Annotated in this window: 21 protein-coding genes; 6 read left to right on the top strand and 15 right to left on the bottom strand. The window is 66.5% G+C overall.

What is annotated here, in order from left to right:
- Window positions 1–36 precede the first annotated feature (36 nt).
- On the top strand, window positions 37–1,335 hold the full coding sequence (locus EOHIBHHM_RS00230; RefSeq protein ID WP_497253474.1) for a polysaccharide deacetylase family protein: 1,299 nt from the start codon (window positions 37–39) through the stop codon (window positions 1,333–1,335).
- Window positions 1,336–1,753: 418 nt separating this feature from the next.
- Here EOHIBHHM_RS00230 and EOHIBHHM_RS00225 read toward each other — a convergent pair whose 3' ends face one another.
- From EOHIBHHM_RS00225 to EOHIBHHM_RS00210, 4 genes are read right to left on the bottom strand one after another with little or no spacing between them, the layout of a single operon-like run.
- A complete protein-coding gene (locus tag EOHIBHHM_RS00225) occupies window positions 1,754–2,560 on the bottom strand; it encodes a carbon-nitrogen family hydrolase (protein ID WP_497253472.1) in 807 nt (268 codons plus the stop codon).
- Window positions 2,557–2,991: an SRPBCC family protein gene (locus EOHIBHHM_RS00220; RefSeq protein ID WP_497253470.1), complete on the bottom strand. Its 435-nt coding sequence runs from the start codon at window positions 2,989–2,991 to the stop codon at window positions 2,557–2,559. Before EOHIBHHM_RS00220 ends, EOHIBHHM_RS00225 begins: the two co-directional genes overlap by 4 nt.
- 38 nt (window positions 2,992–3,029) lie before the next feature.
- Complete coding sequence (locus tag EOHIBHHM_RS00215; RefSeq protein WP_089823968.1) at window positions 3,030–3,254, bottom strand: DUF7123 family protein; 225 nt, start codon at window positions 3,252–3,254, stop codon at window positions 3,030–3,032.
- Between the two features lie 39 nt (window positions 3,255–3,293).
- Window positions 3,294–3,479, bottom strand: a complete 186-nt coding sequence (locus EOHIBHHM_RS00210) for a DUF7525 family protein (RefSeq protein WP_497253468.1) — start codon at window positions 3,477–3,479, stop codon at window positions 3,294–3,296.
- A gap of 145 nt (window positions 3,480–3,624) precedes the next feature.
- On the opposite strand from EOHIBHHM_RS00210, the gene EOHIBHHM_RS00205 reads away from it, so the two are divergent.
- Both EOHIBHHM_RS00205 and EOHIBHHM_RS00200 read left to right on the top strand, forming a co-directional pair.
- Window positions 3,625–4,794, top strand: a complete 1,170-nt coding sequence (locus tag EOHIBHHM_RS00205; RefSeq protein WP_497253466.1) for an LEA/WHy family protein — start codon at window positions 3,625–3,627, stop codon at window positions 4,792–4,794.
- Between the two features lie 166 nt (window positions 4,795–4,960).
- On the top strand, window positions 4,961–5,332 hold the full coding sequence (locus EOHIBHHM_RS00200) for a DUF7528 family protein (RefSeq protein ID WP_497257056.1): 372 nt from the start codon (window positions 4,961–4,963) through the stop codon (window positions 5,330–5,332).
- A gap of 28 nt (window positions 5,333–5,360) precedes the next feature.
- Here EOHIBHHM_RS00200 and EOHIBHHM_RS00195 read toward each other — a convergent pair whose 3' ends face one another.
- The 8 genes from EOHIBHHM_RS00195 to EOHIBHHM_RS00160 all read right to left on the bottom strand — a co-directional run bounded on the left by EOHIBHHM_RS00195 (window position 5,361) and on the right by EOHIBHHM_RS00160 (window position 12,500).
- The gene (locus tag EOHIBHHM_RS00195; RefSeq protein WP_497253464.1) at window positions 5,361–5,621 is read right to left on the bottom strand and encodes a hypothetical protein; all 261 of its coding nucleotides are present in this window, start codon (window positions 5,619–5,621) and stop codon (window positions 5,361–5,363) included.
- Window positions 5,622–5,691: 70 nt separating this feature from the next.
- The gene (locus tag EOHIBHHM_RS00190) at window positions 5,692–6,723 is read right to left on the bottom strand and encodes a PhoU domain-containing protein (protein WP_497253462.1); all 1,032 of its coding nucleotides are present in this window, start codon (window positions 6,721–6,723) and stop codon (window positions 5,692–5,694) included.
- Window positions 6,724–6,853: 130 nt separating this feature from the next.
- Window positions 6,854–7,912 carry an ATP-NAD kinase family protein gene (locus EOHIBHHM_RS00185; RefSeq protein WP_497253460.1) on the bottom strand — a complete coding sequence of 353 codons (1,059 nt, stop codon included), beginning with the start codon at window positions 7,910–7,912 and terminating at the stop codon, window positions 6,854–6,856.
- A gap of 75 nt (window positions 7,913–7,987) precedes the next feature.
- On the bottom strand, window positions 7,988–9,505 hold the full coding sequence (locus EOHIBHHM_RS00180) for an Hvo_1808 family surface protein (protein ID WP_497253458.1): 1,518 nt from the start codon (window positions 9,503–9,505) through the stop codon (window positions 7,988–7,990).
- Window positions 9,506–9,735: 230 nt separating this feature from the next.
- Window positions 9,736–10,446, bottom strand: coding sequence for a competence/damage-inducible protein A (locus EOHIBHHM_RS00175; RefSeq protein WP_497253456.1), 711 nt, complete (start codon window positions 10,444–10,446; stop codon window positions 9,736–9,738).
- A 64-nt stretch (window positions 10,447–10,510) separates the two neighbouring features.
- Window positions 10,511–11,308: a DUF5803 family protein gene (locus tag EOHIBHHM_RS00170; RefSeq protein WP_497253454.1), complete on the bottom strand. Its 798-nt coding sequence runs from the start codon at window positions 11,306–11,308 to the stop codon at window positions 10,511–10,513.
- On the bottom strand, window positions 11,305–11,976 hold the full coding sequence (locus tag EOHIBHHM_RS00165) for a DUF2110 family protein (protein WP_497253452.1): 672 nt from the start codon (window positions 11,974–11,976) through the stop codon (window positions 11,305–11,307). Before EOHIBHHM_RS00165 ends, EOHIBHHM_RS00170 begins: the two co-directional genes overlap by 4 nt.
- The gene (locus EOHIBHHM_RS00160) at window positions 11,976–12,500 is read right to left on the bottom strand and encodes a transcription factor (RefSeq protein WP_497253450.1); all 525 of its coding nucleotides are present in this window, start codon (window positions 12,498–12,500) and stop codon (window positions 11,976–11,978) included. Before EOHIBHHM_RS00160 ends, EOHIBHHM_RS00165 begins: the two co-directional genes overlap by 1 nt.
- A 267-nt stretch (window positions 12,501–12,767) precedes the next feature.
- Here EOHIBHHM_RS00160 and EOHIBHHM_RS00155 point away from each other — a divergent pair, with 267 nt between their 5' ends.
- Together EOHIBHHM_RS00155 and EOHIBHHM_RS00150 are read left to right on the top strand one after the other, a co-directional pair.
- Window positions 12,768–14,093, top strand: coding sequence for a DUF7282 domain-containing protein (locus tag EOHIBHHM_RS00155; RefSeq protein ID WP_497253448.1), 1,326 nt, complete (start codon window positions 12,768–12,770; stop codon window positions 14,091–14,093).
- Window positions 14,094–14,230: 137 nt separating this feature from the next.
- Window positions 14,231–14,926, top strand: a complete 696-nt coding sequence (locus tag EOHIBHHM_RS00150) for a hypothetical protein (RefSeq protein WP_497253446.1) — start codon at window positions 14,231–14,233, stop codon at window positions 14,924–14,926.
- 9 nt (window positions 14,927–14,935) lie between these two features.
- Here EOHIBHHM_RS00150 and EOHIBHHM_RS00145 read toward each other — a convergent pair whose 3' ends face one another.
- Both EOHIBHHM_RS00145 and EOHIBHHM_RS00140 read right to left on the bottom strand, forming a co-directional pair.
- Entirely contained in the window at window positions 14,936–15,478 is a 543-nt protein-coding gene (locus tag EOHIBHHM_RS00145) for a tRNA (cytidine(56)-2'-O)-methyltransferase (protein WP_497253444.1), read from the bottom strand.
- A gap of 24 nt (window positions 15,479–15,502) precedes the next feature.
- Window positions 15,503–16,270, bottom strand: a complete 768-nt coding sequence (locus EOHIBHHM_RS00140) for a DICT sensory domain-containing protein (protein ID WP_497253442.1) — start codon at window positions 16,268–16,270, stop codon at window positions 15,503–15,505.
- 124 nt (window positions 16,271–16,394) lie between these two features.
- On the opposite strand from EOHIBHHM_RS00140, the gene EOHIBHHM_RS00135 reads away from it, so the two are divergent.
- Window positions 16,395–17,327, top strand: coding sequence for an NAD-dependent epimerase/dehydratase family protein (locus EOHIBHHM_RS00135; RefSeq protein WP_497253440.1), 933 nt, complete (start codon window positions 16,395–16,397; stop codon window positions 17,325–17,327).
- Here the strand turns inward: EOHIBHHM_RS00135 and EOHIBHHM_RS00130 are convergent.
- A complete protein-coding gene (locus EOHIBHHM_RS00130) occupies window positions 17,324–17,653 on the bottom strand; it encodes a BsuPI-related putative proteinase inhibitor (protein ID WP_497253438.1) in 330 nt (109 codons plus the stop codon). The two genes, EOHIBHHM_RS00135 and EOHIBHHM_RS00130, sit on opposite strands and share 4 nt — an antisense overlap.
- Window positions 17,654–17,694: the final 41 nt, after the last annotated feature.

Genomic DNA, 17,694 nt, shown 5'->3' with positions numbered 1-17,694 from the left:
CATAGGAAAGACCATCGGCCCCAACAGTAAAGTAGAATGACGAAGCGAAACTCGACCCGTCGACGGTTCCTCGCAAGCATCGGTGCAGTCGGTGTGGCTGGCGTCGCAGGCTGTACCGGTGACTCCGACGGTACCGCGCCCTCCAACGCGACTGCGACCGGGACGCCGACCGCACAGACGACTGCGACGACGACCGACGAGGGGACGGAGACGCCGACACAGTCGAACGACGCGGCGTTCTCGCGTGGTGAGCTCCTCGAAGACTTCGAGAACTACGAGGAGGCTCGCTGGGGAACGATCCGCGGCGACGTCACGACCGACACGAACGACGTGTACGCCGGCAGTCAGTCGCTCCGCCTCCGGAACAAAGACGGCGGTGCGGCGGGGATCTACAAGGCGTTCCCGGACGGGCTCGACCTCTCGAAACACGACCTGTCGCTGGCGGTCAAACTGGAGAAACCCGCGAGCGGGAAGATCGCGATGGAGTTCATCGCCCCCGCCCGCAGCGACATGCTCACGAGCAAGCGGTTCATCCCCCAGGAGCTGAACGGCTGGGTCCGAATCGACCTCGGCTACACCGGTCGGAAGGGGGACCCGGATCTCTCGGCCGTTCAGGAGCTCCGTCTCCTCGTTCTCTCGGAGGACGGGACACCCATCGACTTCCGCGTCGACGACCTCCGGAAGATCCCGAAGCCCGACAAGGGGAAGGTGATGTTCACCTTCGACGACGCCGTCACCTCCCAGTACGAGGTGGCGTTCCCGATGCTCCAGGAGAACGGCTGGGCCGGAGGGGTCGCAGTCATCCCGGACGCCATCAACAGTCAGGGGAACCTGACGACCGGGCAGATGCGCGAGATGCGCGACGCGGGCTGGGACATGATGGCACACCCGCAGCTGCCGAACCCGCTGCCGTCGTACTCCGAAAAGAAACAGCGCGAGGTCATCCAGCAGACGTACAACTACCTCGACCTCAAGGGGTTCCCGAAGGGCGCCCGCCACTTCGTCGCGCCGTACCACCGCGTCGACAGCACGACGCTCGACATCGTCTCCGAGTTCCACGACACGGGGTTCATGTTCGGTGCCTGTCCGAACAACGCCCAGCATCCGAGCAGTATGCTCACGATGTCCCGTGTGATGGGTCGTGACCCCCGCGGCACCCGTCGCGTGCTCAACATCGCAGCGGAGTACAACCAGATGGTCTCCATCGCGTGGCACGGCATCGGCGACGGTCCCGACTACGAGACCTCGATGGACGACTTCGAGAACGTCGTCAACCACGTCGCGAAGAAGGACATGGACGTGGTGACGCCCTCGCAGTTCCTCGACGGCATCTGAGCCGGCCGTCCCAAAGGCGCAGACGGGACGCTTCGGTCTCGAACTTCTCTCTTCTGCCACTCCGTTCAGTGAGCGAACGCCGTCGCTCGTGAGTGTGAACTCGAAGGGAAGAGACTGAGGTGCGTGAAGGTACGCCCCTGCCGGGATCAGGGGCGAACGTGCCATGGCCATGGCGTGTCACCGGGGCGGCGGATGAAACCGACCGGCGACGTGCGGCGGCTGGCGGAGCCGCCTTCAATGATGCACTACAGTGGACCCCTGCACTGCAGTACGATGCGGCGGTTGCTGCCGGCAGCGACGAGAAAAGCGTCGACTTCCGGCACTGGTGCTTGGGGGGCGTGATGGATAAAGCCACCGGCATCGGCGGAGCACCTGCGAACCGCCGGTCGAAGGTAAAGCGGTCGGCCGGGGAGCGTCGTTACCGTCGGTCTGCGAGCGCGGGGAACTCCTCGCGAACCGCCTCGACCTGTTCGGGGTCGATCTCGGCCGTGACGAGCGCAGGGTCGTCGCCCGCGCTCGAGAGCGGCGTCCCCCAGGGGTCGAAGACGGTCGAGCGGCCGAGCAGTTGCGCCTCGTCGAACTCCGTGGCCCCGTTGACGCTCGCGACGTAACACTGGTTCTCGATCGCGCGCGCTCGCGGGAGCGTCTGCCAGTGCTCGACGCGCGGGTACGGCCAGGCGCTCGGAACGAGCACGAGCGTCGCACCCGCCTCCGCGAGCGATCGATAGAGTTCGGGGAACCGGAGGTCGTAACACGTCGTCATCCCGATCTCGAACCCCTCGAACGACACGGTCTCGAGGACGTTGCCGGGGGTCAACAGTCGCGACTCGGCCGACTCGTACCCGAACAGGTGGTGTTTCCGGTACACCGCTCGCTGGTCGCCGTCGCGGTCGAAGAACACCGCCGTGTTGGCGAGTCCGCTGTCGTCGGGGACGTCGTACCCCGCTTCGGCGCTGGCTTCGAGGTCCTCGACGTGGCTGCCCGCGAGGAGACCGACCCCGTGTTCGGCGGCCATCTCACCGAGTCTGGCGAACGTCGACCCGTTCAGCCCCTCGGCGTCCCGGGCGTACGACTCGAAGGCGAAGTAGCCGACGGTGAACAGTTCGGGGAGCGCGACGAGGTCTGCACCCCGGTCTGCGGCGTCGGCGACGGCGCGTTCCGCCCGTCGGAGGTTGCCGTCGACGTCGCCTGCGGTCTGGTCGAGTTGGGCGAGTGCAAGTATCATGCAGTCTGCCCGAGATCACGCCGTAGGGCGTCTTCGAGGTTGTCGAGTTCCCGATCGAGGTTGCGCTTGAAGAACTTCTCGACGCCCGGAAGACGGCCGTCGACGACGAACTCGTTGTGGAGTTTACAGCCGTTCTCGGTCTCTTCGATGGTGTGTTCGCCGGTCACGCGGAGCGCGCGCGACTTGCCGGCGAACTTCACGTAGCGCGGTTCCTCGCGTTCGATGTCCTCGGTCTCGACGCTGACGGTGGAGCTGAGAAGCGGGATGGGGAGTTCGATGTGCCACGTCGCCTTCCGCTCGTCGGTCGGGTCGATCTCGTACTCTTCGACGACGCTGATGGCCTCGGCACGCTTCGCTGGGTCTGCGATGAACTCCCAGACGCGCCGAGGCGCTGCGTCGAACTCGAACGTCCGCTGAACCCGGACAGTCATGGGAACCTCTTCGGGCGAGGCGCTAAAAAAACGGGGTGTTAGCTCGGGCTGACGCGCCAGGTCGTCGAGCGAGCGCGACCCCACTTCTCGATCTCGACGTCTTCGGACTTCTCTGCGAGCCGCGGGAGGCGCGAACCGACCTGTTTCGCCGAGAGGCCGATGGCTTCGGCGATATTCTTCGCCCGGAAATATCGCTCCCCGCCGGCGACGGCGTCGCTGAGGTAGGCGACGATCCGCTGTTCCTCTTCGGTGTACTTCGTCATTCGACGCTCTCTAGGGACTGTGGATATTAACGATTGTCGCTACGCCCAGTAGAGATGGGTTCCGACGACGGCCAACGAGGCGGCGAGCATCGCTAGCGCGAACCCCCACGCCTTCGTCAACTGCCCAGGTGCGCCCAGCATGACGGCCGCACCGCCGATCGCCAGCAGCGAAAACAGCATCGCCAGGCCGATTCCCTTGTCCGACTGAACCGCGTGCGCGTCCATATCTCTGGGTTCGATGGCCAGCACTTAGTTCATTCGACACCCTCACACACCTGACGGCCGACCGCCCGAGCAGACGAGCTTCCCCGCGTCGATCCTGTCGCTTCGAGTCGCACCGAATATATAGGACGAACGACCACCGCCACTTATGTTCGGAAAGTGGAAATTCGCCACCGTCGGAGTTGTCTTGCTCGTCGGTGTCGTCGGTGGGACCGTCGCGCTCGGCGTCGTCGGCACCCCGTCGGTGACGGGCGTAGAGAACCGGTTCGGGAACGTCAACGAGACGGCGACGGTCGTCGAGAGCGACCTGCAGGTGTCGAACCCTAACCCCCTCGGCGTCACCCTCGGCGGACTGTCGGTCGACTACGCCGTGTCCATGAACGACGTCGAGATGGCCCACGGGGCGAAGTCCGGCGTCGACATCGAGCGGGGGAACTCGACGCTTCCGTTCACGACGACGATGCGAAACGAACGGATTCCCGTGTGGTGGGTGAGTCACATCCGAAACGACGAGTCGACGACGCTCACCGTCGACGCGAGCATCCACTCGTCGATCGTCGATCGGACGTTCGGTGCACCACAGGTCGAGCGGTCCGTCGAGACCGACGTCATCTCGGAGTTCAACTCCACGGAGACCCGTCCAGTGAACGCCGACGCCGCCCTCATCTCCGACCCAGTGCTCTACGTCAACGAGACGAGCGCACGGTGGGGGACCGTCAACGAGTCGGCGACGCCCATCGCGATGGAGTTCACGGTGTACAACCCGAAGAGCTACCCGATTCCGATCTCGGAGGTCGGCTACACAGTCACGATGAACGACGTCACCGTCGGCAACGGGACGTCGACACAGGGCTACGTCGTCCCGGCGCGTTCCGAACGAACCGTCGAGACGCGGACGACGATCGAGAACCCGACGCTCGACGAGTGGTGGGTGAGCCATTTGGAGACGAACCAGCGGACCAACCTCGAGATCGACTTCTACGCGAAGATCGACGTGAACGGTGAAACCGTTCGCGTCCCGCTCGACGAGCTGACCTACACCGAGACCGTCGAGACGGACCTGTTCGGGACGAAAGGGGAGACTGCGGCCGGAGCGGAGACGGAGACCGACGGCGCTGACGAAGCGACGTCGACAGCGGCGACCACACCGGACGCCGACGAGACAACGACGACCGTAACCGACGACGAGTCGGACACCGACGGTGGAGACTCGTCGGCAACCTCGACCGCCACGCCGACGTCGACGCCCCCGGACGAGGGCACGACGACCGACGACGGTGGACTGCTCTCGGATCGCCGCGCGTCCTCGACCGTGTGAACGCTCGGGGCCGTCGACAGGGTTTTATCGGAGACGCCCGTCGGACAGTGTATGTCACGGAGTACCCAGTCTCCTGATCGAGTTCTTCTCGCGCGATGAGACCGCAGTCACCGTCTCGACCGACGGCGAGTCCGTCGTCGTCCAGTTGGACGACCGAACGTGTGAACTGTCCAGATCCGACGCCGCCGAGCTGCAGTCCGCGCTCGGGTCGGCGCTGACCGAGAAACGCGAGTTCTTCCGTACTGCCGGCGAGTACCGTGAGGACGGCAGTTACGTCGTCTCGCGCCGCGGGGCGGACTCGACGGGCAACGCCAAGGTGTTCGAGAGTTTCGAGGCACTCCGGCGGTTGTACGGTCGACTGCCCGACGAGTTCGACGCCGACGACGTCGGCCGGACCGGCATCACCGGGTCGCGACGACACATGTTGATCCGCCACTTCTGTGAGCATCCGGCGTTCGATTGCGAGATCGAACGGCGAAACCCGTTGCGAGCGACGAAGGTGGCGACGACGACGCCCGTGGAGGCGACCGCCGACTGAGTCGGTCGCGTCGACCGGTCGCGACCCCTCAGACGAAGTCGAGGGCGACGCCGAAGACGACGCAGACGCAGGAGAAGACTACGAGCCAGAAGGTCGCGTCGTCGTCCCACTCCTCGAACCCGCCACGAGCGAGTCGACTTCCCGCGATTCCGATCGTCAGTACGCCGCCGAGGACGAGGAGCGCAGCCCCGAGCGTCACCCCGACACGGGTGAGCGTCAGGAGACCCTGGACGAGAAACGCGACGCCAGTGACACCGTACAGTCCCGTGGCGACGCGTGCTCGGTTCACGTGTGGACGACAGAGAGCGACGAAAAGTAACTGTCGACTGTCCTGAACCAACCTCCGGTCCCGCGACGGCTCAGGTGATCGTGACGTGTTCGTTCTCCTCGTTCAGCGCCAGGTTCGCCGCGATCTCGGCGTTCCGCATGGCGTACTGGGCGGTCTGCTGGAGGCTCACGAGCACCTCACGCACGCGGAGGAGATCCTGGTTCGACATCTCCGGCAGGTCGTTGAGAATGTCCTGCTCGCGGTCGCTGATGTCGTGGAACAGTCGCCGCACCTCGATGGTCTTGTCGTAGTTCCGTTCGACGACCGCCTCGACTGCCTTGACGGTGATCTCGTCGACCTGGTCGGTGTACTCGCGGATGCGCCGCATGGTCGACGACTCGACGTCGAGGGTGTGTCCCTCCGTGTCGAGGACGATCTCTGCGATGTCCTCGGCGTTGTCGGCGGTCAGTTCGAGGTTCTTCGCCACCGAGCGGTAGCCGATGAGCGGGAACCCCGATTCGAGCCCCACTGCCCGACAGAGGTTCGGGTTCTGGTAGGCGGTGAAGATCAGTCGGAGGAGGAGGACGAAGATCTTGTTCGCCTGTCGTTCGCGGTTGAGCGCGCGCTGGGCGAGATCCGGGTTGCCGTGCGCGAGCGCCTTGACCGCCTCCCCCCGCATCGTGCTGCCCGTGTTCTCCAGTCGGCTGAGCAGGTTGTCGAGGGTGAAGTCCTCGGGGTCGACCGAACACCGGATCGCGATGCGCTCGGGCGTCTCCTCGATGACGCCGAGTCCCATCAGCTGCGTCTCGGCCTTGTAGACGGCGTTGATGTGTTCGCTGTCGAGCGCCCCCTCGCGCTTCTCGACGTGGATGACGCGTCGCCCGAGTACGTACTGGGCGACGATCGCGCGTTCCAGCGCGTCCGCGTCGAGGTTGTCCGCGTGGAGCACCGCCTCCGAGTCCTCCGTGTTGGCGGACTCGGGGAGGACGGTGAGCGTCCCCTTCCCGCCCATCCGGAGCGACACCTCGTCGCCTTTGTTCACACCGTGTTCCTTCGCCCACTCCGCCGGGAGTGTCATCGCCAGCGTCGACGGTCCCAGTCGCTGGACCTTCCGCGTTTCCATGCGACTCCGTACCGCACCGACGACCTTAATCTTGACTATATGCCCATTATACGTCGTATGATATTTGTACGATGTTCGACTAGAGACAGAGATCCTTATATTCGAATCGAGCGCGGCGGGAGGAGGCGGCTCACACCACTTCCATCATCCGTCGCTCGAACCGGCCGACCCGGACCTTCGTCCACCCGCGCAGTTTCTCGTCGAGGTCGGGGTCGTCGGTGTCGACGCGGAGCACGCCGAGATCGTCGAGCTTGGCCCGGGAGGCGACGATCTCCACGTCGCACTGCCGGACGACGGCGGGCGAGAGCTGTGGGTTGCCGCGGCCGAAGACGAACCCCTGTCCCCCGATGGGCGTGACGACGATGACGTTCCGCTCGCCGAGGTTCTCGAGGATCTCCGCTTCCGTCGCGTCGCGGGCGAGCAGTTCCCCGTCGCGCCAGACGTCGACACCGAGCGCCGACCCCTCGAATCCGAGCGCCTCTTTGACTGCGCCGACGGTGCTCCCCGGTCCGAGCACGTAGGTGACGCCCGGTTCGACGCTGTCGGCGACGCCCGCGGCGAGCGCCTCGACGGTGCCGCCGCCCAACTGCTTCGACGACTGGAGGTCGTCGGCGACGGGGACGAACGCCACGCCGCGGAGCTCCGGGCTGACCTCGCCCGCCCGATAGTCGTCTTCGTCGATGTCCATCACCTCGCGGCGCTCCGTCCGATCGAACGTCGCCGCGATCTCACCCGCGTCTTCGGGAGAGACGCCGAACACCGACGAGTAGACCTTCACGCCGGCCGGGACGCCCAGCATCGGCGTGTCGGTGCCGTCGAGCACCTCGGCGACGTCCGCGGCGGTGCCGTCGCCGCCGACGAACAAGACGAGGTCGACGTCCGCGTCGAGAAACGCCTCGACGGCCGTCTGCGTGTCCGTCGCGTCCGTCTCGTTCGCGTCCGGCCGACCGACGACCGTCGGGTCGAAGCCAGCGGCGCGGACCTCGCGCTCGCCCATCGGGTCGGCGTAGGTCAGGATCTCGACGTCAGCGGCCAGTTCGGCGAGCCGGTCGAGCGCACGCCGCGCTCGCTGCGGTGCCCGTGGCTCCGCACCGCGTTCGCGGGCCTCGGCCACCTTGCCGTCGGTCCCCTTCAGCCCCACTCGGCCGCCCATCCCCGCGACGGGGTTGACGACGACGCCGATACGCATGGCTGTGGACAGGGAAGCGAGCGTCAAAAACAGTCCGGAACGGGCGAACGGTTCCAGTGTTCCGGTACTCCGGTGCTACCGGGCGTACTCGCTGATGTCGCCGAGGTCGTCGACGGTCGGCCCGTTGACGACGACCACCCGCCTCCCGTCGCGGACGACGTAGAACGCGTCGGCGAACCCGCCGTCCTCGATCACCCACGTCGAGTCGGCCCGACGTTCGGCCCCGTGACCCTCGAGAACCCGGAGATACGCGTCGTGGAACTCGCGGGCGTCGCGCTCGGTGTCCCACGCAGACAGCCAGACGTAGCCGTCCTCTGCGCCGTTCTTGTACGGGACGACCTTGTCGTTCCCCCACCCCTGTGAGGGCGCGCTCGTGAAGTTGTAGCTGTCGTAGCGGCCGGCGTCCGGCGGGAGGACCGTCGAGCGGTCGATCACCTCGTTGCCGTAGCGGTAGCCCTGGTACCAGAACATGACGTAGATGGACGCCTCGCCGGCCGTGTCGGCTCCGTCGTCGGCGACGTCGCCGACGTCGTAGCGTTCCCAGCCGTTGCGAGCAGTGTCGGGAACGGAGAGCGGCCGGGGCTCGTCGTCGGCCCGGCGGTGCATGATTCGCTCTGTCGACCGTGGAACGTCTGCGTGGGCGGCGTCGACGGCGTCCCACCCTTCGCGTTCGACCAGCGAGTGGACGTAGGCCGTCCCGTCGCCGTAGGGTTGGACGACGACGAGCACGACGCCGAGGTTGAGTCGACTGTAGTCCGGCGTCGGTCGGTTCGACGCGGGCGTCGCCACGCAGTCCCACTCGGTGCGGCACCGTTCGACGTAGCGGGCCGTCACGTACTCCGCCTCGCCCTCGGTGAGTCCGTTGCGAGCGAGTTGGGCGTCTTGCGTCCGTGGGTCGTACTGCGGTGCGCTCAGGTTGTACTGCTGGTCCTGCAGCGCGTGGACGAGTTCGTGGACCAGCGTCTCGTTGTCGACGACGGGACGTTCGGGGTCGTCGGAGACGACCACCAGCGCGTCCTCGCCGCGGAAGTACTGCCCGAGGATGAGCGACTCGCCGAGGGAGGTGAACGCCTGCGAGACGTCGGTCTCCTCGTCGACGACGAACAGCGCCTCCCACACCTGGTTGTTCCAGCGGTTGTACTCGGGGTCTTCGGGGTCTCCGAGGCTCCGCTCGCGTTCGCGCTCGGCGAACGCCTCGCGTGTCAGCACCTCGATCCGGACGTCGCGCGTGAACTCCTGTCGGCGTAACTGCTCGACGCGAGCCTTCGCTCGGCCGACGTACGCCGCCAGCTCGGCGTCGGTGAGTCCGTCAGACTGGTCGACGTCGATCGGTTCGTCGTACCAGTAGCCGTCCTCCCAGCCGAGGACGTCGTTCGCGGGGTCGGCGTAGGGGTCGGCGGCAGAGCGGGTCGACGTCGTCGTCGGTTCGGTCGCCGCCGTCGACGTCGATGTCGGTGTCGCCGCCGGCGTGGGGGTCGACGTCGGCTCCGGTGTCGGCGTCGCGTCGGAGGCGGGCGTTCCGCCACCGAACGACGAACAGCCTGCGAGGACGACCAGAAGGACGACCGCGACGGTCGCCAGCGCACGAGTCATACGCTCAGTACGTCGCCGACGGCCATAAGACAGGTTCGCCGACCGAGACGACAGTCTCGCCGACCCGACAGACCGGCCGGATGTCGAATCTTTAAGCGGGCCGGACTGTAACCCCCGGATATGATTCCGCTCGCAACCTCAGGAGAAGCGCTCCCGATCGCAGAGACCGGTGCCGTCGTGCTCGTGGCGAGCCTGCTCGTCACGGCCGGGTGGCTGGCCTACCTGTACCGCTAACTCGCCCGTTCCTCGCCGCCGTCGACCACGTCGACGCGCTCGCGGAGCCACGCGGCCGCCGCGGCGACCGTCTCGGGGTCGGCCCCCGTCACCTTCAGCCGGACGTTCTCGCCGGGGTAGCTCCCGAGGTCGACGTCGAACGCCGCTTGGACTCCCCGCATCCGGTCGAGGAGCGCGCTCTCGGGTTCCGACGTCGTCACCGTCTCCGTGTACGTCAACTCGCCGGCGAACTCCGCTTCGACCCCCTCGAACATCGCCTTCATCTCGCTCGGGACGCCCGGGAGGACGTAGACGCGGTCGACGACACAGCCGGGGGCGACTCCCGCCTCGTTCGGGAGCATCCGCGCACCTGCCGGGAGATGCGTCGTCCCTTCGGCGAGGTCGTCGCCGGAGTAGCCCTCGTGTTTCTCGAACCACTCGACGACGTCGGGGTGTTCCGTCGTCTCGCGACCGAACGCCGCGGCGACCGCCTCCATCGTCCGGTCGTCGTGCGTCGGGCCGAGCCCGCCGGTGACGATCACCGCGTCGTACTCGGCGTTGTACTCGTTGACGACGCGGGCGATGTCGGCTAGTTCGTCGGGGACCGTCGTCACGCGCTCGACGCGGACGCCGCGTTCCGTCAGCCGATCGCAGAGCCACGTCGCGTTCGTGTTCACCGTGTCGCCGGCGAGCAGTTCGTCGCCGACGGTAACCACCGCTACGCGCATACGCCGACCACGGGCGTCGTGAGGAAAAGGTCGCTGTTTGCGGACGGTTTCGCGCGTTCGGCGGTCAGCGCATCCCCGGTGGCGGCCCGTCGTCGTCGTCTTCGATGTCGACGTTGAGCCCCATATCCCGGCGCTGGTCTTCGAGCGCTTCGATCTGCCGTTTGTAGTAGAACAGTCCGGCGACGGCGACGACGACTCCGACGGCGGCGATGCCGCCGAAGATCGTCAGATCACGCTGGAGATAGAACTGGACGAGTATCGAGTCGGTCTGGACGTCGTCCCACAGGATGTGGGTCCGACTCTGGTCGTCGACGGTCCGCTCGGTGTAGGTCGGCCGCACCTGTCCGAAGAGGAAGAAGTCGATGCGGCGGTCCGGCGGGAGGACGACCTCGTAGGAGCCCTTCACGAACGTCGGCAGCGCGAACCGTTTCGGCGTCGACGACGACGTGAACGCGAGCTCGCCGGGCGAGTCGCGGGCGTCCTGCGGGAGGGTGACCGTCACCGCGTCGTTCGTCTGTTGGACGGTGCCGCCGCGCTCGCGGAACTCGGTGCCACCCACGACGGTTCCGTTGTCGTACCGGTACTGGAGCGCACTGACGGAGATGGCGTTGCGACCGCCGAGCCCGTCACGGCGGAACAGTTGGACCTCGGTCTCGTTGACGTCGTAGACGGCGGCGAACGACGCGTTCTCGGTGACGGTGATGTGGGCGTCGCGGTCGCTGTCCCACTCGTACGCCGCCGCCGGCGGTTCGTTCAGTCGCTCGTCGGAGACGTCCTGCGGTCCCATCACCGCGCCGAGACAGCCAGCAGAGAGGAGGAGGACGACGAGCGACGCCGTCCCGAGGACCAGTCGTCTGTTCATGCGACGACGCAACGGAGTTCCGCAGGCAGATACTGACCGATGCTGGACAGGAGCCCCGGCGGGTCGGTGCTCTCCTTGCAGACGATGCTCTGTTCTAACAGGCCGAGTCGCTCGACCGTGACGATGTCCTGGGCGTGGCCCGCGCGGTTCACCGTCGCTCGAACCTCGCCACGGGTCGCACTGTTGACGTTGACACGCCCGTCACCGCGCGTCCACTCGTAGAGCATATCGCGCGTCTCGTCGGCCAGTCGCGGCGGGTCGCCGGCGACGAACTTCAGCGGCGTGTGCTGGACGATGCCGAACCGCTCGCGGATCTGCGTCGGCGTCCCCTGTCCGAGGCCGAGTTCCTCGGTCGGGACGAAGACTCGATTCCCGTGGCCGACGTCGAGGTAGAAGCCGTCGTCGTCCCAGCCGTCGAGCGTCCCGACGTAGGTCTCGCCGTCTCTGTGCTGGGGGACGACCTCGCCCCACTCCTCGCGCAGGAGGTTGCGAGCGACGTTGGCGTCTTCGCCCGTGACGGTGACGCTGATGAAGTCGTCGTCGCGGACGCCGACGTCGTACTCGACGTCGAGGTCGCCGATGTCGTTGTCGATCATCGACGTGAGGCTGTCGAGTGCCCGGTTGCGTGCGTCGCCGCCGACGTAACATTTGGTTGCGAGTACGACCATTAGCTCGTGGCGTCCACGTTGAGTTCGTCTCGCAGTTCGTCGACGCGTCGTGTCATCGCGTCGACGAGGTGGTTGTTCTCCATCGACTCGAGCGGCGACCCACACTCGGGACACTCGAAGCCGAAGTCCATCGCCTCACCGAACTCGAAGCGGATCGAACAGACCTCACAGAGGTAGAACTCGTGGGTGCGCTCGTACTCCTCGCGCTGCTCGATCGCCTCCAGCAGGCGGTGCATCTCCTCTTTGAGGTTCTCCGGGATGTTCTCGTACTCGAAGGTCCACAGATAGGTGAGCCAACCGGAGTCCTCGTCGCGGACGCGACGGTACGTCGCGAGGTCGTTCTCGTACAGGATGAACAGTGCCCGACGCACGTCGTTGAGTTCGAGATCCAACTCCTCGGCCAGTTCCTCGTCGGTCACTTCGCCGTCCGGCGGCGCGGCGGCGACCGGCATCCCCGTGGGGCCAACCAGCTCGTGGAGGTACTTCTGGATGACAGGGTCGTTCAGCAGGTCCTCAAAAGCCATTGCCTCTACATCCGCCGCAAAGCAGTTTAAAAGCACCGAATACGGCCACCGGGTGGTCCACCGCGCGAGAACGACGGATCTCCATTCGAACCGGACTCCGACGCGAACTTTCGGTCGTGTCGGGAGACGAGACCGAACGTGTTGGGACTCTACGGGAGCCGGGTTGACAAAAACACCAATTTGGGTGAGAATATGTACGGATTTGCCAAAATTCACTTCATTCGGACTGTCGTCGTCTCTGATGTCGGGTCACCCCGACCGCACACCATGTCTGAACACGAACGCGCCGACGAAGTCGACCGGTCCAGTACAGCAGCATCGTTCCCCGAGACGGCGTCGCGGAGACGCTTCCTGACCGTCGCCGCCGCGACGGGTGCTACCGTGGCACTCGGCGGAACGGCCGTGGCACAACAGTCGTCCGCGACGGTCACCTTCGACGACCAGACGACCGGCGGCGAGACGGTCACCGTCGCGGAGACGACGCTCCCGGCGGGCGGCTACGTCGCCATCCACGACGCGCGACTGAACGACGGGAAGGCGCTCGAGAGCGTCGTCGGCGTCTCGGCGTATCTCGAGGCAGGGACGCACGAACAGGTCGAAGTCACGCTGTTCGACGTCGAGGGTGCGGAGTTCGACGTGGAGATGCTAGAGAAAGACCAACCGCTCGTCGCCATGCCGCACCGCGAGACGAACGGCAACGAGACGTACGAGTTCGTCTCCTCCGGCGGGAAGGCCGACGGGCCGTACACGAGAGACGGCGGCGCGGTCGTCGACTCGGCGGCGATCACCGTCGACGCCAAGCCGACGGCGTCGGTGACGTTCGACGACCAGACGACCGGTGGCAAGACGGTCGAGGTCGCGAAGACCACGCTCTCGGAGGGCGGGTTCGTCGCCATCCACGACGCCAGTCTCCTCGACGGCGAGGTGCTGGAGAGCGTCGTCGGCGTCTCGGCGTATCTCGACGCCGGGACGCACGAGGACGTGTCGGTCACCCTGTTCGAGGTGAAGGGGGCCGACTTCGACGCCGAGACGATGCTGGAGGAGGACCAGACGCTCATCGCGATGCCGCATCTCGACACCGACGACGACGACACCTACGACTTCGTCGCCTCCGGCGGGAAGGACGACGGACCGTACACCGCGAACGGAGAGGCCGTCCTCGACGACGCCGAGATCACGGTCGAGGCGAGCGAGACGCCGGCGGCCGAGGTCTGCTTCCCGGACCAGACGTCCGACGGGACGACGGTCCACGTGCCGGAGGCGACGCTCTCGGAGGGCGGGTTCGTCACCATCCACGACAGCAGTCTGCAGGACGGCAAGGTGTTCGACAGCGTCGTCGGCGTCTCCGAGGCGCTCGACGCGGGCACGCACACGGACCTCGAGATCGACCTGTTCGAGGGGGTGCCCGGCGGCGACTTCGACCACGAGCGACTGATGGGAGACGAGACGCTCGTCGCGATGCCGCACTTCGACAGCAACGACAACGGTACGTACGACTTCATCACCTCGGAGGGCCAGGAAGACGGCCCGTACACGACGGACGGTAAGCCCGTCGTCAACCCCGGAAAGGTGACGGTCGACGACGGCTGCTGAGCCACGACCGTAGCAGTCGACACCCCTGTCCGTAGGTAACTCGCCGCAGGACCCACTTTTTCAGAGGCGACCCACAGACTGACGCGACAACCGCGAGTAGCGCAACGAATATGACGGTCACGTGACGAGACGTCCGTATGCCCTCCATCTTCGCAGCGTTCGCTCGCACGCTTCGCGAGCAGGTGACGACGCAGGCCGTCGCCACGTTCGTCCTCCTCGTGTTCCTCCTCCGGTTCGTCGCGGGCGAGTCGTGGGTCACTGTCGCCCGGTTTCTCGCACTGTTCGTCGCCCTCGCCGGGTTCGGCGTGCTCTGGGAGACGCCGACCGTCGACGGTCGCCACCTCGCCATCGTTTCCGGCGTCGCCGTTGTGGCAGTCACCGTGTTCGCTCCCGAGTTCGTCGTCGAACGGTCGACGTCCGCCGTCACCGCCGTCGGCGTGCTCGGCGGCGGTTGGCTGGTCGTCGACGGTGTCGTGGCGATCCGAACCGATCGACCGTCTTCGTCGCCGGACTCCGACGCGTTCGACGAACTCGACCCCGGCGACGCGCTGTTCGAGATGCAGCTCTTCCGGGTCGTCGCCGAGCAGTTGCGCGAGCGGCCGCAGACCCCCGCAGAACTCGCCGCGGCGTGTGACCTCACCGAGTCGCGCGTGGAGACCGCCCTCGATCGCCTCGAAGCGACGGGGTCGGTCGAACCGGTCGGGGAGACGGCAGACGGCGGGACGCGCTGGACGTTCGTCGAGTCCAGCGTCGGCCTCTGGGCACTTCTCGATACGACGCTCGGACGGATGGGTCGACGGCTGCTGTTGCCGGTCCGTGAGCTCCGAGGATGACCCCGTCGACTACGCGTCGTCGGGGTCGACGACCTTCTTTCCTCTCGCCATCGGGAGCACCTGTCGGTCCGCGTCCTCCCACTCGCGCTCCAACTCGCGGCCGTCGAACAGTCGATCGAGGAAGACGGCGAGTCCGGCCACCTCCGAGTGCGGTTGGTTGGTGACGCCGACGTTCCAGTCGGCCTCGTCGTACACCTCGAAGGGGACCTTCTCGCCGCCGACGACGACGAGGATCGGTCGCTCGCGGTGCGCCTCGCGGACGTCCGCCTCGACGTCTTGGACGCGCTCGCCGTACATCGTCAGATGGACGACGACGCCCTCCCAGTCGCGGATCGTGGCGTTCAGTTCGTCGGTCAGTTCGACCGCGAAGGGGCCGCCGAAGCGTCCCGTGATGTCTTCGACCGTTTCCTGTGACTGCCCGGCGTTGCCGGGGAAGATGACGCGGTCGGCACCCAGTGCGCGGGCCGTCAGGCCGACGTGCGTCGTCATCCGATCGTCGCGACCCGGTCGGTGGCCGTACCGGAGCACCGCGACTTCGGGTTCGTCCTGCATGGCCGAAGCGAGACGTCCGGCGACTTAGGGGGTTTCGTTTCGGTCGTCGTCGCCGCGGACGCTTCGCACGTCGGTCGAGTGGGTGAACGCGCGGTCGATCCGACCGACGACGTCGTCGACGAGCGTCGGATCGTAGGTCCAGAAGCCGTAGAACTCGCCCGGCGAACGTTCCTCGGCGATCAGCGCACACTTGTAGTCGTCGTCGCCGCCGCCGTCGTAGGCGACGAACCACACGTCGGCGATCTCGTCGTCGAGGATGCGGTGGACGGTGACGCTCGGAATCAGGGGCGGGTCCCAGTCGGGCTGGCCGTAGACGTGGACCTCGAGGCCGGGGACTGCGGCGATAGCTCGGTAGACGCCCGTCTGCTCTCGGTACGCCGAGAGGTTCTGAAACCCCGCGTAGAGCGTTCCGCGACCGACGCGGACCGCCCGGTCCTCGATCTCGCGGGACGTCGCGAGCATCTTGCGGCGGTCGAACGACGAGAACAGCGTGTCGTCGAGGAGTTCCAACAGGTGACGGAGATCCGCCTCGGCGGCGTCCGATGAACCGGGGTCACAGACGACGGGCGAGTCGAGCGCCGTCAGCGACTCGAAGGCGATGCTGCCGAGGAACTCCTCGCCCTCGCTGACGGTGACGAACTCCTCGGTCTCGTGGGGTGGGAGCCGTTCGTACTCGACGGCGACGTGTCGCGCCCCGAAGTAGTTCCCCAGCCCGAACTGCGGTTCGTGGGCGAAGACGGTGACCGTCTTTCGTCTCCCCTCCATCTCCCGGATGAACGCTTTCAGCGACATGGATGGCGGACCCGCTCGCTCAGCGTGAACTATGGTGTCGAGAGACATCAACGTTCGTCGTCGGGGTGAGCGGACGACCCAGCGAATCAGAATACACTTACTCCCGCCTGACCCACTCGCGAGCATGAACCTCTCAGACAAGCGCGTACTCGTGACGGGCGGTGCGGGTCTCGTGGGGTCGCATCTCGCGAAGCGTCTCGCCGCCGACAACGACGTCGTCGTCGCCGACGACCTCTCGAAGGGTGACCGCGACCGCGTCCCCGACGGCGTCGAGTTCGTCGAGGCCGACATGACCGACGAGGCCGACGTCGCCGAGGCCGTCACCGAGGACCTCGACGTCGTCTTCCACTTCGCGGCCTACACGGACACCAACTACGCGAACCCTCGCCAACTGTTCGAGGAGAACACCGAGATGACGTACAACGTCCTCGAGCGGATGGCGGAGGTCGGCGTCGACGACGTCGCGTTCACGTCCTCGTCGACGGTCTACGGCGAGGCACCGATGCCGACGCCCGAGGACTACGCGCCGCTGGAGCCGATCAGCGTCTACGGCGCCTCGAAACTCGCCGACGAGGGGCTCGTCTCGACGTACGCGCACTCCGAGGGGTTCACCGCCTGGGTGTTCCGCTTCGCCAACATCGTCGGCCCCCACCAGCGCGGCAACGTCGTCCCCGACTTCATCCAGAAACTCCTCGACGACCCGGAGACGCTGGAGATCCTCGGCGACGGCCGACAGGAGAAGTCCTACCTCCACGTCGAGGACTGCGTCGACGCGATGTGCCACGTCGTCGAGCACGCCGACCGGGAGATGAACAGCTACAACCTCGGTACGCGGACGACGACCTCCGTCACGGCGATCGCCGACATCGTCGCCGAGGAGATGGGGCTCGACCCCGACTACGAATACACCGGGGGCGACCGGGGCTGGAAGGGCGACGTCCCGAAGATGCGTCTCTCCATCGAGAAACTGTCCGCGCTCGGCTGGGAGCCGACCACCTCCTCGGACGACGCCGTCCGCAAGGCCACTCGCGATCTCGTCGACGAACTGACCGACTAGACCGACACCGTCGTCTCGGCGTCGATCCCGTGGCCCTCGGCGACGACCTCGCCCCGACAGTCGTAGCTCCCCGACTCGGGGTTCTCCCAGACCCCTTCGTACGTCACTGTCTCTCCCGGTTCGATCGTCTCGGAGCCGAGCATCTGCATGAACATCTGCCCCTCACTCCAGCGCCAGACGGTCTCGCCATCTCGCTGTGCCATGAACTCCGCGCGCTGTCCGTCGCGGAAGGAGAGTTCCAGCGGGTCGTCGCCGTCGTTCTCGACCGTGAGCGTAAAGCGGACGACGGTGCCCTCGGGGTCGGCGTCGAGTGTCGCAGTGACCATACCGTAGCACACTCGTGAGAGAGACATAAGGGTCGCGGCAG

It is taken from the genome of Halogranum roseipondis (assembly GCF_059695585.1).
This window is presented reverse-complemented; position numbering and strand designations above follow the sequence as displayed.

Bases quoted from the DNA above. Each gene is read 5' to 3' on its own strand.
- EOHIBHHM_RS00230 (WP_497253474.1), top strand. From the start codon at position 37: ATGACGAAGCGAAACTCGACCCGTCGACGGTTCCTCGCAAGCATCGGT.
- EOHIBHHM_RS00225 (WP_497253472.1), bottom strand. From the start codon at position 2,560: ATGATACTTGCACTCGCCCAACTCGACCAGACCGCAGGCGACGTCGAC.
- EOHIBHHM_RS00220 (WP_497253470.1), bottom strand. From the start codon at position 2,991: ATGACTGTCCGGGTTCAGCGGACGTTCGAGTTCGACGCAGCGCCTCGG.
- EOHIBHHM_RS00215 (WP_089823968.1), bottom strand. From the start codon at position 3,254: ATGACGAAGTACACCGAAGAGGAACAGCGGATCGTCGCCTACCTCAGC.
- EOHIBHHM_RS00210 (WP_497253468.1), bottom strand. From the start codon at position 3,479: ATGGACGCGCACGCGGTTCAGTCGGACAAGGGAATCGGCCTGGCGATG.
- EOHIBHHM_RS00205 (WP_497253466.1), top strand. From the start codon at position 3,625: ATGTTCGGAAAGTGGAAATTCGCCACCGTCGGAGTTGTCTTGCTCGTC.
- EOHIBHHM_RS00190 (WP_497253462.1), bottom strand. From the start codon at position 6,723: ATGGAAACGCGGAAGGTCCAGCGACTGGGACCGTCGACGCTGGCGATG.
- EOHIBHHM_RS00185 (WP_497253460.1), bottom strand. From the start codon at position 7,912: ATGCGTATCGGCGTCGTCGTCAACCCCGTCGCGGGGATGGGCGGCCGA.
- EOHIBHHM_RS00180 (WP_497253458.1), bottom strand. From the start codon at position 9,505: ATGACTCGTGCGCTGGCGACCGTCGCGGTCGTCCTTCTGGTCGTCCTC.
- EOHIBHHM_RS00175 (WP_497253456.1), bottom strand. From the start codon at position 10,446: ATGCGCGTAGCGGTGGTTACCGTCGGCGACGAACTGCTCGCCGGCGAC.
- EOHIBHHM_RS00170 (WP_497253454.1), bottom strand. From the start codon at position 11,308: ATGAACAGACGACTGGTCCTCGGGACGGCGTCGCTCGTCGTCCTCCTC.
- EOHIBHHM_RS00165 (WP_497253452.1), bottom strand. From the start codon at position 11,976: ATGGTCGTACTCGCAACCAAATGTTACGTCGGCGGCGACGCACGCAAC.
- EOHIBHHM_RS00160 (WP_497253450.1), bottom strand. From the start codon at position 12,500: ATGGCTTTTGAGGACCTGCTGAACGACCCTGTCATCCAGAAGTACCTC.
- EOHIBHHM_RS00155 (WP_497253448.1), top strand. From the start codon at position 12,768: ATGTCTGAACACGAACGCGCCGACGAAGTCGACCGGTCCAGTACAGCA.
- EOHIBHHM_RS00150 (WP_497253446.1), top strand. From the start codon at position 14,231: ATGCCCTCCATCTTCGCAGCGTTCGCTCGCACGCTTCGCGAGCAGGTG.
- EOHIBHHM_RS00145 (WP_497253444.1), bottom strand. From the start codon at position 15,478: ATGCAGGACGAACCCGAAGTCGCGGTGCTCCGGTACGGCCACCGACCG.
- EOHIBHHM_RS00140 (WP_497253442.1), bottom strand. From the start codon at position 16,270: ATGTCGCTGAAAGCGTTCATCCGGGAGATGGAGGGGAGACGAAAGACG.
- EOHIBHHM_RS00135 (WP_497253440.1), top strand. From the start codon at position 16,395: ATGAACCTCTCAGACAAGCGCGTACTCGTGACGGGCGGTGCGGGTCTC.
- EOHIBHHM_RS00130 (WP_497253438.1), bottom strand. From the start codon at position 17,653: ATGGTCACTGCGACACTCGACGCCGACCCCGAGGGCACCGTCGTCCGC.